Source organism: Achromobacter sp. SX5 (assembly GCF_056711425.1).
Map to the genome: position 1 here is coordinate 4,532,593 of NZ_CM160041.1, position 16,548 is coordinate 4,549,140.

A 16,548-nucleotide genomic window follows, 5' to 3' on the forward strand; every position below is an offset into this window, starting at 1 on the left:
CACGAGAATGATTTACATAAAAATCTTCTCATTCACGCCGAAGCACCCAGAATGACGATTATCAATGCCGAACCGGCGGCATGGCGTCCAGCCCGGCCGCGCGGCCCAATGACGATTGTCATCGGCGGCCGGCCGGCCGCGCCGGACAATGGCTGCGCGCCCACTACCCTGCCTGGTTCCGCCATGCCCCTGACCGCCCCCGCATCCGCTCCGAACTTCATCGCCGAATCCGACATCCAGCAGATGGTGCACCGCTTCTATGCCTTGGTGCGCCAGGACGAAATACTGGGGCCGATATTCAACTCCCGCGTGGCCGACTGGGATCACCACCTGGAGATGCTGTGCGATTTCTGGTCGTCGGTGCTGCTGGGCACGGGCCGCTTCAAGGGCGCGCCGGTGCAGGCGCACGTGCGCATACCGGACTTGTCCTGGCCCTTGTTCCAGCGCTGGCTGGGGCTGTTCCACGGCGTCACCGCCAGCCTCGGGCATCCGCTGCTGCAGGAACAGGCCGACATCATGGCCGAAGGCATCGCCGCCAAGCTCTGGAGCGTGTGGCAGACGCGGCACAGCCTGCCCAGCCTGCCCGACGTGCTGCCGGAAGGCGTGCGGCCCTACTCACAAAGTCCGATATTCACCCCCGACAATCTGCCCGCCGCGCTGCGCACCGCGCATACGGTCAAGGAAGGCACATGGGGATTGCTGCTGGTGCATGCGGGCGTGCTGCGCTATACGCTGGACGACCCGCCGCATACCGAGGTGGTGCTGACCAGCGGCCAGCAGGTGGTGATCGAGCCGCAGGTGCGGCACCACGTGGCGTTCGAGCTGCCGGGCAGCTTCCAGATCACGTTCTGCCGGGCCGAGGCGTAGCCGCCTCGCCCCGCGCTTTCACGTGCTTCTTACTGTGCTTCTTACTTCTTGCGGGCGGCGCCCTGCTCCACCACCATGTCCAGCACGTACACCTGGGACGGCGCGTCGGCCGGCGGGTTCTTCCAGTCGTAGCGCTTGACGCGCAGCACGGTGCGCATGCCGTCCTGGTGCTCATAACCCTCGATCGACTGGTACAGCGGGCGCCATTCGTCGGTCGTGGGCTGCGCGACGCCGGCCTCGTCGTAGCGGCGCTCGCGCACCATCAGGCACTGGTAGCCGGGAATCAGCGGATGGCTGCACGCCGTTTTCTTCGGCGCGACTTCCAGGAACATGATTTCGCCGGCGCTGCCGTAGCGCGTTTCCGGCGTGGGCTCGCCGACGAACTTCAGCACGCTGCCGTCCTTGGCCACCAGCTCCAGGGCGGGCTCGGCGCTGTCGCCGCCCAGCGTGGCGCGCAGCTCGCCCTTCAGGCGCAGGCCGAGTTCGGCGTCCAGCTTCATCAGGGCCGGTTCGCAGGCCTTCATGGTGGAGGCCAGGTTGTCGATGCGCAGCACGCCGTTCTTGTAGGCGTAGCCGCCGAACTGGGTGTTGCAGCCGCCGCGCACGCTCATCTTGTCGTCGCTGAACTCCAGGCGCAGCGGACGGCCGATGCCTTCCTGCAGCGCGGCTATCGGCTTGCCCGAGGCGTCGACGGCGGAAGCCAGGCGCCAGTAGTAGGCGGGCAGGGTCACTTGGCTGGAGGCGGAGGTGGCGGCGTTGGTAGGCATGGAGGATTCTTCGCGAGGGGACGATGCCGGGGCGCAAGCTTGGAGCAGCGCGGCGCATACGGACGCAAGGAGAATGGTTTTTTTCATGGTTCGGTCCTTTGAGCCGGATGGCACGGGTGAAAAGCGGCATTCTACGTCCGGGGTATGGACGAATCGGACCGAAGGATGGGTAGGCCGTTTCAAAATCTTGCAAGCCGTTCCGGCTTCCCCCGCGCGGCCGGCCCGCCGCGTTTACACATAGACACGATACCCGCAAAATCCTGCATTTCTTGCCAAAAAGCCGCTAACGGCGCGCTGACCACCCCTATCTTCCGGATTTTGCTGTCCGCCGGACGCGCCGGCGGACCGTCTTGCGGAATATCCGCTTTCCCGCATGCGTCCATCGAAAGCATGCCCCGCACGCCACGGCATGCCCTCAGACCAACCTGGCGCGCCGGCCCCGGCGCGCATCGGAATACAGCGGAAACAACCATGAAGTCGATCAGAAAGTTCGCCTGCGGCGTGGCCGCCCTGGCCTGCCTGGCGGGCCCCGCCGCCTGGGCGGCGCAGGACCTCAATGTGTACGGACCGGGCGGCCCCGCCCCGGCCATGAAGGAAGCGGCCGCCGCCTTCGGCAAGCAGCACGGCCTGCGCGTGACGGTCACCGCCGGCCCCACGCCGGCCTGGGCCGAACAGGCCAAACAGGACGCCGACGTGATCTACAGCGGCGCGGAAAACATGATGAGCGGCTTCGCCACGGCGCTGCCCGGCGTGTTCGACCTGCGCGAGGCCCGCCCGCTGTACCTGCGTCCCGCCGCCATCCTGGTGCGTCCCGGCAACCCCAAGGGCATCGGCGGCTTCAAGGACCTGCTCAAGCCGGGCGTCAAGGTCATGGCGGTCTCGGGCGCCGGGCAGACCGGGCTGTGGGAGGACGTGGCCGGCCGGCTGGGCGACATCGAAAGCGTGCGGGCGCTGCGCGCCAACCTGATCCTGCCGGAAGCGGGCAACAGCGCCCAGGCCCGCAAGCAATGGACCGAGGACCAGAGCATCGACGCCTGGCTGATCTGGAACATCTGGCAGGTGTCGAATCCCGATCTGGCCAGCATGGTCGAGGTGGAAGAGCCGTACCGCATCTATCGCGACGCCGGCGCGGTCGTGACCCGCAAGGGCAAGGCCAATCCCCAGGCCCAGGCCTTCGTCGATTTCCTCGAAGCGCCCGAAGGCAAGGCCATCTTCCGCAAGTGGGGCTGGAAGACGGACTGACCGGGTCCGCCCGCCTCAGCCCTCGGCTTCGGGCGGGTGGCTCAGCGACCAGATCGCGTCGAACAGCGTGCGCTGCAAGGCGGCGAATTCCTCGCTTTCGATGATGAGCCCGTAGTTCTCGCGCCGCGACGACACCAGCGCGACGCGGTGGTCGTAGATCAGCGCGGTCATGGATAGCGTCATGTGTTCCGGCGCGAAGCGCAGTTCGCGCAGCTCGTCCACGCTGGACGGCCAGATGTCGGCGGTGTCGCGGCTGCGCGAGCGCACGACCTTCATGTGGATGCCCAGGGCGATCCGCTCGGCGCGATAGACGTCGATCTCGTCCAGGCCGGGCGCGTCCTCCAGCTCGGACATGGAAAAGATCGCGCGCAGCTGCTTGGACTCGGCCGACAGCGAATCGCGCAGCACCGTGCGCACGCCCTCGGCGCCTTCGTAGAAGCGGATGTTGGGCTTGCCCTTGGCCTGGTTATAGAGCGAGCGCAGCTGCGGCATCATGTTTTCCAGCATCTGCCGGCGCGCCTGCGCCTGCTCCAGCAGCACGCTGGGATCGAGCGCGGTGACGAAGCGCCGGCTGCCGCGATCGTCCAGCGCGATCAGCCCGTGCTCCTGCAGGCGCGTGACGGCGTCGTAGACCGTGGTGCGCGGCAGCCCCGCGCGCGTGGCGACCTCCGACACGGGCGCCTCCCCCAGCTCTATCGCGGCGCGATAGACCTTGAACAGATTGCCGCTGATGCCCAGGCGGGCGAGTTGATCTTCTACATCCATTGCGCCGGTTCGCTCGTTGTTGGTGAATGGCCAGAGCCACCTGCCGCAGTGTAACGAAGCGCTCTGCCATTCAATCTGTCGGAACAATCCGACTTAGAACTTTCAAGTCGGAATTTTCCGACACTATATCGCTTTTGGCGCTCAAATCACCGGAACATAAACAGGGAAAACACCTAGTTTTACTAACTTATCATTAAAAATCAATGCATTAAATAAACTTCCCAAGATAAAACCGGCACATGCGACATTGACGCATAAACCCGACAAACTTACGATTCGGCGTCATGATTCCCGTAAAACGGGAAGCAAAAGAAATCGATGTCGGAAATTTCCGTCATCTTTGTCCGGACGCGTACACCCAGGGGAGTCACTCATGCGCCTATCCCGTAAAACCGCACTGGCCACGGTCAGCGCCCTTTTGCTGTGCGCCAGCGCAGCCCAGGCCCAATCCGACCGCAGCGTCCGGATCGGCATCTCGACCTTCCTGTCCGGCGCCGGCGCGGTGTTCGGGGTGCCGGCCCGCGACGCCGCCGAACTGGTGGCCGCCGACATCAACCGCCAGGGCGGCATCAAGGGCGCGCAGGTGAAGCTGACGTTCTTCGACGAGAACCAGGGCGTGGACAACACGGTTATCGAGTACAAGCGCCTGGTCGAATCGAACCAGGTCGACGCCATGGTGATCGGGCTGTCCAGCTCGACCTGCCTGGCGGTGGCGCCGGTGGCCGAGCAGCTCAAGATGCCGACCCTGCTGTGGGACTGCGGCACCGCGCGGCTGTTCGAGGAACAGCGCTACGACCACGTGTACCGCACCGCCGACTACACGCCCTCGAACAACGTGGCCGCCGCGCTCTACCTGCTCAAGGACATGCCGCAGGTCAAGACCATCGCCGGCATCAACCAGGATTACGCCTTCGGCCGCGACAACTGGGCCGCGTTCAAGGAGGCGGTGCAGGCGCTGCGGCCGGACGTGAAGTTCGTGGCCGAGCTGTTCCCCAAGCTGGGCACGGCCGACTATTCGACCGAAATCTCGCGCCTGTCGGCGCTGCGCCCCGACGTCGTCTTCACCACGCTGTGGGGCGGCGACATGAACACCTTCGTCAAGCAGTCGTCCTCGCGCGCGCTGTTCCGCACCAGCCGCCTGGTGGCGCCCAACGGGCAGAGCTCGCTGGAGCAATTGGGCAAGACCTTCCCGGCCAACGCGATCGTGGGCATGCGCGGCGACAGCTGGGCGTTCAACCCGGCCATGCGCGACAACGCGCAGCACCGCAAGTTCGTGGAAGACTTCCGCGCCAAGACGCGCGCCTATCCCAGCTTCCCCGCCTACCACATGGCCCAGGCCCTGTCGGCCGTGCGCCAGGCGCTGGAACAGCGCTGGGACGGCCAGCCCGCCACGCTCAAGACCGCGCTGCTGCAAGGCTGGGACGGCCTGCAGCTGGACGACCACACCGGCAAGCTGGCCATCCGCGCGGACCACCAGGCCATGGAAGGCCAGCTCTACGGCGTCAGCAAGCCGGCCGAGGGCCAGCCGTTCCTGACGCTGTCGCGGCTGGCGCTGATTCCGCCCGAGCTGGTCTCGCCGCCGGTGGGCGAAAAGACCGACGACTGGCTGCGCACGCTCAAGCCGTCGCTGCTCGAACAGATCTCCATCCCGGCTGAATAACGGCGGCGACCATGCAGCAAACCCTATTGTTGGCGCTCCTGGACGGGCTGGCGCAGGCGTCGGTCTCGTTCATGGTCGCGGTGGGGCTGAGCCTGATCTTCGGCATCATGCGCATCCTCAACATCGCCCATGGCAGCTTCTACGCGCTGGGCGCCTATACGGCCGCGGCGCTCGGCCTGTGGCTGGCCGGCCCCGACGGCGGCGCCTGGACCTATCCCGCGCTGCTCGCGGCCGCGCTGGTGGTCGGACTGGCCCTGGGCCCGGTAATCGAGCGCGTGCTGCTGCGGCGCGTCTACGGCAAGGAACCCTCGCTGCAGATCCTCATCACCTTCGGCATCTTCATGATGCTGGAGGACGCGCAGAAGCTGCTGTTCGGCGTGGAGCCCATCTTCGCCGACGCGCCGCTGGCGCGCCTGGGCATGCTGGAGATCGGCGGCATCTACTACACCGTCTACCAGCTCGTGCTGCTGCCGGCCGCGGCGGTGGCGGTGATGGCGGGCCTGACCTGGTTCTTTTCGTACACGCGCCAGGGCAAGCTCATCACCGCCGTGATCGAGGACTACGAGGTCGCCTGCACGCTGGGCGTGAACGCCAGGCGCGTTTACCTGCTGACCTTCACGCTGGGCGCCATGCTGGCGGCGCTGGGCGGCGCGCTGGCCTCGCCCACCACTTCGCTGGTGCCGGGCATCGGCGCCGACACCATCGTGCTGTCCTTCGCCATCGTGGCCGCGGCCGGGCTGGGCCATTTCCAGGGCGCGGCGGTGACCGCGCTCATCATCGGGCTGGGCCAGGCGCTGTGCGTGCACCTGTACAGCGAAATCGCATCGGTCGTCCCCTACGTGGTGATGACGCTAATCCTGCTGGTCCGGCCCTACGGGCTGTTCGGCCGCGCGCAGGTGAAGAGGGTTTGAATCATGCAATTTTCTCTACGCGACAAGGCGCCCGTGCTACTGGCCGCGGCCATCCTGCTGGCCGCGCCCGCGATGGCGCCCGGACTGCGCGCCATCCTGTTCATGGCGGTCGCCGAGGCGGTGGTGGCGCTGGGCATCCTGGTGCTGCTGCGCGCCGGCCAGATCTCCTACGGCCACGCGCTGTACTTCGCCACCGGCGCCTATGCGGTGGCGTTCGGATCGCGCTGGCTGGGTCCGGAACTGCTGCTCACGCTGCCTTTCGCCGTGGCGTGCAGCGCGCTGCTGGGCGCGGCGCTGGGCGCCATCCTGGTGCGCTACCGCGACATCTTCTTCGCCATGCTGAACCTGGCTTTCTCGATGGTGGGCTTCACGCTGCTGCTCAAGCTCTATGACCTGACCGGCGGCAGCGACGGCCTGACCGTCGCGCAGCACCGCTACGCCGGCCTGGCGCTGCCGGCCGACGACTACGGCCCGGCCACGTATGCGCTCGCGGTGGCGCTGCTGGCGCTGGCGCTGCTCGCCACCTCGCGCTATCTGGCCTCGCCCCAGGGCCAGGCGCTGTCGGCGCTGAAAACCAACGAGACCCGCCTGGAATACCTGGGGGTGTCGGGCCGCGCCGTGCTCTACCGCGCCTACGTCGCCTCGGCGGCGCTGGCCGGCCTGGGCGGCGCGCTGGCGGCGCTGGGCACCGGCCACGTCACGCCCGAACTGGGCTACTGGACCAAGTCCGCCGAATTCGTGTTCATCGCGGTGCTGGGCGGCGTGGGGCACGTGGCCGGCGCGCTGGCCGGCGCGGTGGGCTTCGAACTGCTGCGCAGCTACGCCAGCGCCGCGGCCGCCAACGCCTGGCAGCTCATCATGGGCGCGGTGCTCATACTCATCGTGCTGTTCGCGCCGCAAGGCCTGTGCGGCCTGGTCAGGAAAGCGGGCGCGGCCCGCGCCGCCAAGGAGGCCTCGGCATGAGCGCGCCCATCCTGCAGGCCCGCGGCCTGCACATCGAATTCGGCGGGGTCAAGGCCGCCAACGGCGTGGACCTGACGCTGCACGCGGGCGAACTGGCCTCCATCATCGGCCCCAACGGCTCGGGCAAGACCACCTTCCTGAACCTGTGCACGGGCTATGTGCGGGCCTCGGCCGGCAGCGTGCAGTTCGACGGCGTGGAACTGACGCGGCTGCCGCCGCGCCGGATCGCCCGGCTGGGCATCGCGCGCGCCTTCCAGCTGCCGCAGCTCTTCACCGAACAGACGGTCGAACAGAACCTGCTGCTCGCCATCGCCGCGCGCCGCGGCTTCTGGCGGCTGTCGCCGCTGTCCACCCCCGAGGCGCGCGACGAAGCCGCGGCGCTGCTGCGCCTGTTCCACCTGCAAGGTCACAGCAAGCGCGAGATCGGCTCGCTGCCCGAAGGCGTGCGCAAGCTCATCGACATCGCCGTGGCGCTGGCGCTCAAGCCGCGTCTGCTGCTGATGGACGAGCCGACCAGCGGCGTCAGTTCACAGGAGAAATTCGCCATCATGGACATGCTCATACCCGTGCTGCGCGACCAGGGCATCACCGCCCTGCTGGTCGAGCACGACATGGAACTGGTCGAACGCTACATGGACCGCGTGGTGTTCTGGAACGCCGGCCAGGTGGCGGCGGTCGGCACGCCGGCCGACATCCTCCAGCGCGAGGACGTGCTGCGCGACGTGGTGGGAGCGATGTGATGCTGCATATCGACCGACTCACCGCCCGCATCGAAGGCGCCGCCGTCCTTCGCGAAGTCGGCCTGGATCTGTCCGCCGGCGAAACGCTGGCCCTGATCGGACGCAACGGCGCGGGCAAGACCTCGCTGCTGCGCGCCATCATGGGCGTGCTGCGCGCCGACGGCGGCACGCTGCGCTTCGACGGACAGGACCTGCGCGCCATGGACGCGCACCGGCGCGCCGGCCTGGGCATCGGCTACGCGCCCGAGGAACGCCGCCTGATCGGCAAATTCTCGGTGCTGGAGAACATCATGGTGCCGGCCTGGGCCTGCGGCCTGCCCGCGCGCGCGGTGCGCCAGCGGCTCGACCTGATCTACGCCGTGGCCCCCGAGCTGCCCGCGCTGAGCGCGCGCGCCGGCGGCCTGCTGTCGGGCGGCCAGCAGAAGATGGTGGCGCTGGGCCGCGCGCTGATGGCCGGCCACAGGCTGGTGCTGCTGGACGAACCGTTCCAGGGCCTGGCCCCGGCGCTGGCGCTGCGCTATGCGGACAGCCTGCGCACGCTGCGCCGCCAGCAGCCCGAGCTGGCCATCATCATCACCGAATCCAACCCCAAGTTGCTCGACGCCATGGCCGATCGCACCCTGTCGATCGAACGGGGCGCCATTTCCGCGGCAAACGCCGCCAGACAGACCCACTAAGGAGTCCCTATGCATTTGCGAGCCGCGGTGATCCAGACCGCATCGGTTCCCTTCGACAGCGCCGCCACCACCAGGAAGGTGGTCAAGCTCATCCTGGAGGCTGCCGCGCAGGGCGCGCGCCTGCAGGTGTTCCCCGAGGCCCTGCTGTCGGCCTATCCCAAGGGCGCCGACTTCGGCGCGCGCGTGGGCGGACGCCTGCCGCGCGGACGCGATGAGTTCCTGCGCTACTACGACAGCGCCATCGACGTGCCCGGCCCCGAGACCGAACAGATCGCCGAGGCCGCGCGCGAAGCCGGCTCGTACGTGGTCATCGGCGTGATCGAGCGCGACGGCGGCACGCTGTACTGCACGGTGCTGTTCTTCTCGCCCGAGGGCGAACTGCTGGGCAAGCACCGCAAGCTCATGCCCACGGCGATGGAGCGGCTGGTCTGGGGCTACGGCGACGGCTCCACCCTGCCCGTGTTCGACACGCCCTTCGGCAAGCTGGGCTCGGTGATCTGCTGGGAAAACTACATGCCGCTGCTGCGCATGGCGATGTACGGCAAGGGCATCCAGCTCTACTGCATGCCCACGGCCGACGACAAGGATTCGTGGCTGGCCACCGCCCGCCACATCGCGCTGGAAGGCCGCTGCTTCGTGCTGACCGCCTGCCAGTACCTGACCCGCGCCGACTTCCCGGAGGACTACGACGCGATCCAGGGCAACGCGCCCGACACCGTGCTGATGCGCGGCGGCAGCGCCATCGTCAGCCCGCTGGGCGAGGTCCTGGCCGGACCGGACTATGAGGGAGAGTGCATCCTCACCGCCGACCTGGACCTGGACGACATTGCGCGCGGCAAGTTCGATTTCGACGTGGTGGGCCACTATGCGCGGCCGGACATCTTCCAGCTGGTGGTCGACGAATCGCCGACGCCGCCGGTCGTGCTCAAGCGCTGACCGGCGGGCGCCCGGCGCGATCAGCCGATCACGCGGAAGCGTTCGGCGTCGCCCATGAACGGCTTCTCGCCGAAGCCGTTCTCATTGGAGCCGAACGGCATCTGCGCGCGCAGCTTCCAGTAGGCCGGGATATCCCACTGGCTCGCCACGGCGGCGTCGATCAGCGGGTTGTAGTGCTGCAGGCTGGCGCCCACGCCGGCGTTGGCCAGGGCGGTCCAGACCGACAGCTGCGCCATGCCGCCGGCCTGTTCGGACCAGACGGGGAAGTTATCGGCGTACAGCGCGAACTTCTCCTGCAGGCTGCGCACCACGTCCTGGTCCTCGAAGAACAGCACGGTGCCCACGCCGGCGGCGAAGCTCTTGAGCTTGGCCTCGGTCTTGTCGAACCCTTCGGCCGGGGCGACCTTGCGCACTTCCTCGATGGCGATGTCCCACAGTTTTTCGCTTTCCGCGCCGAACAGGATCACCGCGCGCGAGCTCTGCGAGTTGAACGAGGACGGGCTGTGCTTGATCGCTTCCTGGATCAGCGTTGCCAGTTCATCCTTGGGCATCGACAGATTGCGGCCCAGCGAATATTGGGTGCGGCGCTTCTTCAGCGCTTCGAGGTAAGCATTGCTCATGACGATATGACCTTCCGACTGGTAGATAGAGAAACGTGCATGAGGAATTCTACGGCCCGCAATGGCGTAAAGCGCCGATGCCGCCGCGTTTCCGGCCGGAACAAACCGTTCCACTCATGCGCCAAATCTTCCGGCATCGCGGATGCGTTTATGCATTACCCGCCAGCCTGAAGCCTGCCGAGCCCATCAGGGCTTACCCCTATTACCCGTCTGCCGTCAAAAAACTATCGTATTCGAGAATTATCAAATAAGAGAATTCTCGGTTCCGACAAAATGACAGCAGAGCCCCTATACGATTACGCCGTGATCGGCGCCGGCATCGCCGGCGCCTCGGTCGCCTACCGTCTCAGCGCCACGGCCTCGGTCGCCGTGTTGGAACGCGAGCCCCAGCCGGGCTATCACTCCACCGGCCGCTCGGCGGCCATGTTCATGGAAACCTACGGCACCGCGCAGATCAAGGCGCTCACGCGGGCCAGCCGCGCCTTCTACGAAAACCCGCCGCCGGGCTTCAGCGACACGCCGCTGCTGCATCCGCGCGGCGTGCTGTACGTGGCGACGCCCGAACAGGAAGGCCTGCTGCACCAGGTGTATGAAGACTTCCGCAGCCAGTCGCCCAACGTGAGGCTGATCGACGCCGGGCAGGCGCTCGCCCGCGTGCCCTGCCTGCGCGCCGAACAGCTTTGCGGCGCCATCGAGGAGCCGGACGCCCGCGACATCGACGTGCACGCCCTGCACCAGGGATTCCTGCGCGCCATGACGCGCCAGGGCGCGGCGCTGCTCAACCGCGCCGAAGTGGTGGCCGCGGTCCACGCCGACGACGCCTGGACGCTGACGCTGGCCGACGGCCGCCAAGTGCGCGCGCGCGCCGTGGTCAACGCCGCCGGCGCCTGGGCCGACCAGGCCGCCGCCCTGTGCGGCGCGCGCCAGGTCGGGCTGCAGCCGTGCCGCCGCACCGCCTTCACCTTCTCCGGCCCGCAGGACGTGGATTTTTCGCGCTGGCCCGCGGTGGTCGGCGTCGACGAAAGCTATTACTTCAAGCCCGACGCCGGCCAGCTGCTGGGCTCGCCCGCCAACGCCGATCCGGTCGAGGCGCACGACGTGGTGCCCGAAGAACTGGACGTGGCCACCGGCATCTACCGGATCGAGTCCGCGACCTCGCTCACCATCCGCCGCCCCCGGCACACCTGGGCCGGGCTGCGCTCCTTCGTGCGCGACGGCGACTTCGTGGTGGGCTGGGACCCGGAGGCGCCGGCGTTTTTCTGGCTGGCGGCGCAAGGCGGCTATGGCATCCAGACCGCGGCGGCGACCTCGGAGCTGGCCGCCGCGCTGCTCATGCGCCAGCCGCTGCCGGCCGATCTGCACATGCACGGGGTGGACGCCGCCGCCGTGCGTCCCGCGCGCCTGCGCTGATTGTTCATCGACCCCCAACTCTCTCTTTACGCGGAGCGGCAGCATGAGAATATTTTCCGGGTCCCTCGCGACCGAGACCAACACCTTCTCTCCCATTCCCACCGGGCTGTCCGCCTATCGCGCGCGCGGCTACTACCCCGCCGGCCAGCATCCCGACCGCATGCAGATGTTCTCCGGCCCGCTGTGGGCCGCGCGCCAGCGCGCGCAGGGCAAGGACTGGACCCTGATCGAAGGCATGACGGCCGGCGCCACGCCGGCCGGCATCACCACCCGCCATGCCTACGAAACCCTGCGCGACGAACTGCTGGACGACCTGCGCCGCGCCGGCAAGGTCGACATCGCGCTGTTCGGCCTGCATGGCGCCATGGTGGCCGACGGCTACGACGACTGCGAGGGCGACCTGCTGCGCCGCGCGCGCGAGATCGTGGGACCCGATACCGTGATCGGCGCCGAGCTCGACCCGCATTGCCACCTGACCGCGACCATGACGGACAGCGCCGACTTCCTGGTCTGTTTCAAGGAATATCCCCACACCGACATCCTGGAGCGCGCCTACGACCTGGTGGACCTGTGCGTGGCGCGCGCCGAAGGCCGCATCCGCCCCACGCGCGCCGTGTACGACTGCGAGATGATCTCCATCATGCACACCAGCCGCGAGCCGATGCGCGGCTTCGTGGACCGCCTGCTGGCCATGGAAGGCAAGGACGGCGTGCTGTCGGTGTCCATCGCGCATGGCTTTCCGTGGGGCGACACGCCCGACATGGGCTCCAAGGTGCTGGTCTACACCGACGGCGACCAGGCCGGCGCCGACGCGCTGGCGCGCGCGCTGGGCGCAGAGATCATCGGTTTTCGCGACCAGCTCGCGCCGCCCTACCCGGGCGCCGACGACGCGCTGGACCAGGCGCTGGCGCTGGACGATTTTCCGGTGGTGCTGGCGGACTCCGCCGACAACGCCGGCGGCGGCGCGCCCAGCGACGCCACCTTCATCCTGGAACGCGTGCTGGCGCGCGGCATCCGCGACGTGGCCACGGGTCCGTTCTGGGACCCGGTGGCCGTGCAGCTCTGCTTCGAGGCCGGCGTGGGCGCGCAGATCAAGCTGCGCATCGGCGGCAAGGTCGCGCCGGTCTCGGGCCGGCCGCTGGACCTGGACTGCGAAATCCTGGCGCTGCAGCGCGACGCCGTCATGACCGGCCTGGCCGGCACGCCGGCCCTGCTGGGCGACACCGCCATCGTGCGCAGCCAGGGCGTGACGCTGGCCCTGACCACCAATCGCACCCAGGCCATGGGCACCGACCTGTTCACGCAGTTCGGCGTGGACCTGGCGGCCATGAAACTCATCATCGTGAAATCGTCGCAGCACTTCTACGCCTCGTACTCGAAGGTGGGCCGCCACGTCATCTACGTGGAGACGCCGGGCGCCATCACGCAGGACTACAACGCGTTGCCGTTCGTCAAGCGCAAGCTGCCGAAATGGCCGTTCACGGCGTGAAGCGCCATCCACCGCCGCCCGCCACGGGCGCCGCAAGACCAAGGGGAAAACAATGATCCGACGTATCAGTTTGCTGGGCGCAGCCGCCCTGCTGGCCATCGGCGCCGCCACCGGCGCGGCCGCGCAGACCAAGACCCTGCGCCTGGTGCCGCACGCGGACCTCAAGACGCTGGACCCGCTGTTCAATACCGCCTACATCACGCGCAACCACGGCTACATGGTGTTCGACACTCTGTTCTCGCAGGACGGCAAGGGCCAGGTGCAGCCGCAGATGGTGGACACCTGGACCGTGTCGGACGACGGCAAGTCCTGGCGCTTCACGCTGCGCCCGGGCCTGAAGTTCAACGACGGCACGCCGGTCAAGGCCGAGGACTGCGTGGCCTCGATCCAGCGCTGGGCCAAGAAGGACACGCTGGGCCAGGCCATGATGGCCGCCGGCGCCGAGCTTGCCGCCACCGGCGACAACAGCTTCACGCTGACCTTGAAACAGCCCTTCGGCCTGGTGCTGGACGCCCTGTCCAAGCCTTCCGGCATGCCGCCCTTCATCATGCCCAAGCGCCTGGCGATGACGGACCCCAACACCCAGGTCACCGAAATGGTCGGCTCCGGCCCGTTCCTGTTCAAGCGCGACGAATGGGTGCCGGGCAACAAGGTGGTGTACGTCAAGAACCCCGCCTACGTGCCGCGCGCCGAGCCGGCCGACGGCCTGGCCGGCGGCAAGCAGGTCAAGGTGGACCGGGTCGAATGGGTCTACATCCCCGACGGCAACACCGCGACGGCGGCGCTGATGAACGGCGAGGTCGACATGATCGAGCAGACCACGCCGGACTTCCTGCCGGTGCTGGAAAGCAATCCGGACATCACGCTGAACACCTCGGTGTCCTCGCAGGGCATGGTCGTGCTCAACTCGCTGCATCCGCCCTTCGACAAGCCGCAGGCGCGCCAGGCCCTCTACTATCTGGTCAGCCAGAAGGAAATGCTGTCGGCCATGGGCTACCCCGAGAAGTACCGGGTCGACTATTGCGCCACGCTCTATGTCTGCGGCTCGCCCCTGGCCACCGACGCCGGCGCCGCGCCCTACGCCAAGCGCGACCCGGAACGCGCCAAACAGCTGCTGCAGGAGGCCGGCTACAAGGGCGAAAAGGTCGTGGTGCTGTATCCGACCGACCACATCAGCGCGCCGGCCGTCATGGTCCTGGCGCAGAACATGAAGAAGGCCGGCATCAACGTGGACCTGCAATCCATGGACTGGGCCTCGCTGGCCGCGCGCCGCCTGAAGAAAGACCCGCCCGCGCAAGGCGGCTGGAACATCTTCCTGACCTGGGGCGGCTATTACGACGCCAGCACGCCGGTAACCAACCCCTGGCTGTCCGCGGCCTGCGGCAACAGCCTGCCGGGCTGGCCCTGCGACAAGGAGCTGGACGCGCTGCGCACGCAATGGATCCGCGAAACCGACGCGGCCAAGCGCAAGCAGATCGCCGCGCAGCTGCAGGCGCGCGCCTACCAGACGGTGCCGTACGTCATGTGGGGCGAATTCAAGCCGGTCTCCGCGTTTCGCGGGCTGCAGCACACCGAGCTGCTCAAGACCGGCATCCCGGTGATGTGGAACATCGAAAAACCGTAAGGCAGACGCCGGGCGCGGCTTGCGCCCGGCCGCAAGCCGGGGGGAAAACAGCGTGAAATTCATACTGCGCCGCGTCGCGGCCGTCATTCCCGTCATGGCCGTGGTCGCGGTCGTGGTGTTCCTGCTGATCCACCTGTCGCCGGGCGACCCGGCGGCCGTCATCGCCGGCGACAACGCCACCGCCGACGACGTGGAGAAGATCCGCCAGAACCTGGGCCTGGACAAGCCGCTGCTGCAGCAGTTCGGCATCTGGGTCGCGCACATCGCCAGCGGCGACCTGGGCACCTCCATCGCTACGCAGATGCCGGTCTCGGAACTGATCGGCCAGCGCATAGGCCCCACCCTGTCCATCGCCGCCTTCACCATGCTGTTCGCCGTGGTCGCGGCGATACCGCTGGGCGTGCTGGCGGCCTGGAACGCCGGACGCTGGCTGGACCGGCTGGTCATGGTGGGCGCGGTCTGCGCGTTCTCGGTGCCGGTGTTCCTGATCGGCTACAGCCTGGTCTACGGTTTCTCCATCAAGCTGGGCTGGCTGCCGGTGCAGGGCTACAAACCGCTGTCGGCCGGCCTGGCGCCCTATCTGCGCCACCTGGTGCTGCCCTGCCTGTCGCTGGGCCTGGTGTATATGGCGCTGCTCACGCGCATGACGCGCGCCACCATGCTGGAGGCGCTGTCCGAGGACTACATCCGCACCGCCCGGGCCAAGGGCCTGTCGGCCGGCCCCATCGTATGGCATGCCTTGAAGAACGCCGCCAACCCCATCGTCACCACCATCGGCGTGGGCGTGGCGCTGCTGATCGGCGGCGTGGTGGTCACGGAGACCGTGTTCGCCATTCCCGGCCTGGGCCGCCTGACCATAGACGCGGTGCTGCGCCACGACTATCCGGTCATCCAGGGCGTGCTGCTGGTGGCCTCGGGCATCTACGTGCTGATCAACCTGCTGGTCGACCTGAGCTACCGGCTCTTCGATCCGCGCATCCGCTACTGACGGGGAGACGCATGACTACCGCAACCCTGCCGCTGCCCGCCAGGCGTACGCGCCTGCGCCGCGCGCTGAAATCGCTGCGCCGCCACCCGATGCTGTATGCCGGCGGCGCCATCCTGCTGCTCCTGGCCGCGATCGCGCTGGCCGCGCCGTGGCTGGCCACGGTCGATCCGCAGGACATCAATCCGATGGCGCGCATGAAGCCGCCCTCGTCCGAGCACTACTTCGGCACCGACGCCCTGGGCCGCGACGTCTACTCGCGCACGCTCTGGGGCGCGCGCGTGTCCCTGGTGGTCGGCCTGGTGGTGGCGGCGGTCGCCACCGCGGGCGGCGTCGCGCTGGGCATGGCGGCAGGCTATTTCCGCCGCCTGGACGCCGTCATCATGCGCATCATGGACGGCCTGATGGCCATTCCCGGCGTGCTGCTGGCGATCGCGCTGATGGCCACGCTCAAGGGCGGCCTGGGCACCGTGATCGTCGCCATCGTGATCCCGGAAGTGCCGCGCGTCGTGCGCCTGGTGCGCGCGCTGGTGCTGACGATACGCGAGCAGCCCTACATCGAGGCCGCGGTGTCCTGCGGCACGCGCGTGCCGGCCATCCTGCTGCGCCACGTCCTGCCCAATCTGTTCGCGCCGCTGATGGTGCAGGCCACCTTCATCGCGGCCTCGGCCATCCTGACGGAGGCCGTGCTGAGCTTCCTGGGCGTGGGCATCCCGCCGCAGATACCGAGCTGGGGCAACATCATGGCCGAGGGTCGCAACTTCGTGGCCGTGGCCTTCCACATCATCCTGTATCCCGGCCTGTTCCTGGGCGTGGCCGTGCTGGCCGTCAACCTGGTGGGCGACGGACTGCGCGACATGCTCGATCCGCGCCTGGCCAAAAAGCTGTAGGA

Annotated in this window: 16 protein-coding genes; 13 read left to right on the forward strand and 3 right to left on the reverse strand. The window is 68.0% G+C overall.

Going from position 1 to position 16,548, the window contains the following annotated elements:
- Positions 1-108: 108 nt before the first annotated feature.
- Positions 109-867: a TehB-like domain-containing protein gene (locus AC1M14_RS21155; RefSeq protein ID WP_479730394.1), complete on the forward strand. Its 759-nt coding sequence runs from the start codon at positions 109-111 to the stop codon at positions 865-867.
- A 41-nt stretch (positions 868-908) separates the two neighbouring features.
- On the opposite strand, the gene AC1M14_RS21160 is transcribed toward AC1M14_RS21155, so the two are convergent.
- The gene (locus AC1M14_RS21160; RefSeq protein ID WP_479730395.1) at positions 909-1,634 is read right to left on the reverse strand and encodes a DUF4377 domain-containing protein; all 726 of its coding nucleotides are present in this window, start codon (positions 1,632-1,634) and stop codon (positions 909-911) included.
- A gap of 471 nt (positions 1,635-2,105) precedes the next feature.
- Between AC1M14_RS21160 and AC1M14_RS21165 the strand changes: the two genes are divergently transcribed.
- A complete protein-coding gene (locus AC1M14_RS21165) occupies positions 2,106-2,876 on the forward strand; it encodes an extracellular solute-binding protein (RefSeq protein WP_102774308.1) in 771 nt (256 codons plus the stop codon).
- A 15-nt stretch (positions 2,877-2,891) separates the two neighbouring features.
- Here AC1M14_RS21165 and AC1M14_RS21170 read toward each other — a convergent pair whose 3' ends face one another.
- Entirely contained in the window at positions 2,892-3,641 is a 750-nt protein-coding gene (locus tag AC1M14_RS21170; protein WP_209165055.1) for a helix-turn-helix domain-containing protein, read from the reverse strand.
- A 373-nt stretch (positions 3,642-4,014) separates the two neighbouring features.
- On the opposite strand from AC1M14_RS21170, the gene AC1M14_RS21175 reads away from it, so the two are divergent.
- From AC1M14_RS21175 to AC1M14_RS21200, 6 genes are read left to right on the forward strand one after another with little or no spacing between them, the layout of a single operon-like run.
- Positions 4,015-5,301, forward strand: coding sequence for an ABC transporter substrate-binding protein (locus AC1M14_RS21175; protein ID WP_479730396.1), 1,287 nt, complete (start codon positions 4,015-4,017; stop codon positions 5,299-5,301).
- Positions 5,302-5,312: 11 nt separating this feature from the next.
- Positions 5,313-6,212, forward strand: coding sequence for a branched-chain amino acid ABC transporter permease (locus AC1M14_RS21180; protein ID WP_102774305.1), 900 nt, complete (start codon positions 5,313-5,315; stop codon positions 6,210-6,212).
- A 3-nt stretch (positions 6,213-6,215) separates the two neighbouring features.
- Positions 6,216-7,175, forward strand: coding sequence for a branched-chain amino acid ABC transporter permease (locus AC1M14_RS21185; protein WP_479730397.1), 960 nt, complete (start codon positions 6,216-6,218; stop codon positions 7,173-7,175).
- Positions 7,172-7,915 carry an ABC transporter ATP-binding protein gene (locus AC1M14_RS21190; RefSeq protein WP_111826520.1) on the forward strand — a complete coding sequence of 248 codons (744 nt, stop codon included), beginning with the start codon at positions 7,172-7,174 and terminating at the stop codon, positions 7,913-7,915. Before AC1M14_RS21185 ends, AC1M14_RS21190 begins: the two co-directional genes overlap by 4 nt.
- Positions 7,915-8,592, forward strand: coding sequence for an ABC transporter ATP-binding protein (locus tag AC1M14_RS21195; protein WP_479730398.1), 678 nt, complete (start codon positions 7,915-7,917; stop codon positions 8,590-8,592). Before AC1M14_RS21190 ends, AC1M14_RS21195 begins: the two co-directional genes overlap by 1 nt.
- Positions 8,593-8,601: 9 nt before the next feature.
- Positions 8,602-9,528: a carbon-nitrogen hydrolase family protein gene (locus AC1M14_RS21200; RefSeq protein ID WP_209165058.1), complete on the forward strand. Its 927-nt coding sequence runs from the start codon at positions 8,602-8,604 to the stop codon at positions 9,526-9,528.
- Between the two features lie 20 nt (positions 9,529-9,548).
- On the opposite strand, the gene AC1M14_RS21205 is transcribed toward AC1M14_RS21200, so the two are convergent.
- The gene (locus AC1M14_RS21205) at positions 9,549-10,148 is read right to left on the reverse strand and encodes a nitroreductase family protein (RefSeq protein WP_479730399.1); all 600 of its coding nucleotides are present in this window, start codon (positions 10,146-10,148) and stop codon (positions 9,549-9,551) included.
- 273 nt (positions 10,149-10,421) lie between these two features.
- On the opposite strand from AC1M14_RS21205, the gene AC1M14_RS21210 reads away from it, so the two are divergent.
- The 5 genes from AC1M14_RS21210 to AC1M14_RS21230 are packed head-to-tail and all read left to right on the forward strand — an operon-like array spanning position 10,422 to position 16,546.
- Complete coding sequence (locus AC1M14_RS21210) at positions 10,422-11,558, forward strand: NAD(P)/FAD-dependent oxidoreductase (protein WP_479730400.1); 1,137 nt, start codon at positions 10,422-10,424, stop codon at positions 11,556-11,558.
- Between the two features lie 43 nt (positions 11,559-11,601).
- Positions 11,602-13,047 carry a M81 family metallopeptidase gene (locus tag AC1M14_RS21215; protein WP_102774299.1) on the forward strand — a complete coding sequence of 482 codons (1,446 nt, stop codon included), beginning with the start codon at positions 11,602-11,604 and terminating at the stop codon, positions 13,045-13,047.
- A gap of 52 nt (positions 13,048-13,099) precedes the next feature.
- The gene (locus tag AC1M14_RS21220; RefSeq protein WP_479730401.1) at positions 13,100-14,671 is read left to right on the forward strand and encodes an ABC transporter substrate-binding protein; all 1,572 of its coding nucleotides are present in this window, start codon (positions 13,100-13,102) and stop codon (positions 14,669-14,671) included.
- Positions 14,672-14,723: 52 nt separating this feature from the next.
- Complete coding sequence (locus AC1M14_RS21225; RefSeq protein ID WP_479730402.1) at positions 14,724-15,659, forward strand: ABC transporter permease; 936 nt, start codon at positions 14,724-14,726, stop codon at positions 15,657-15,659.
- A gap of 11 nt (positions 15,660-15,670) precedes the next feature.
- Positions 15,671-16,546, forward strand: a complete 876-nt coding sequence (locus AC1M14_RS21230) for an ABC transporter permease (protein WP_102774296.1) — start codon at positions 15,671-15,673, stop codon at positions 16,544-16,546.
- The last annotated feature ends 2 nt before the right edge of the window (positions 16,547-16,548 follow it).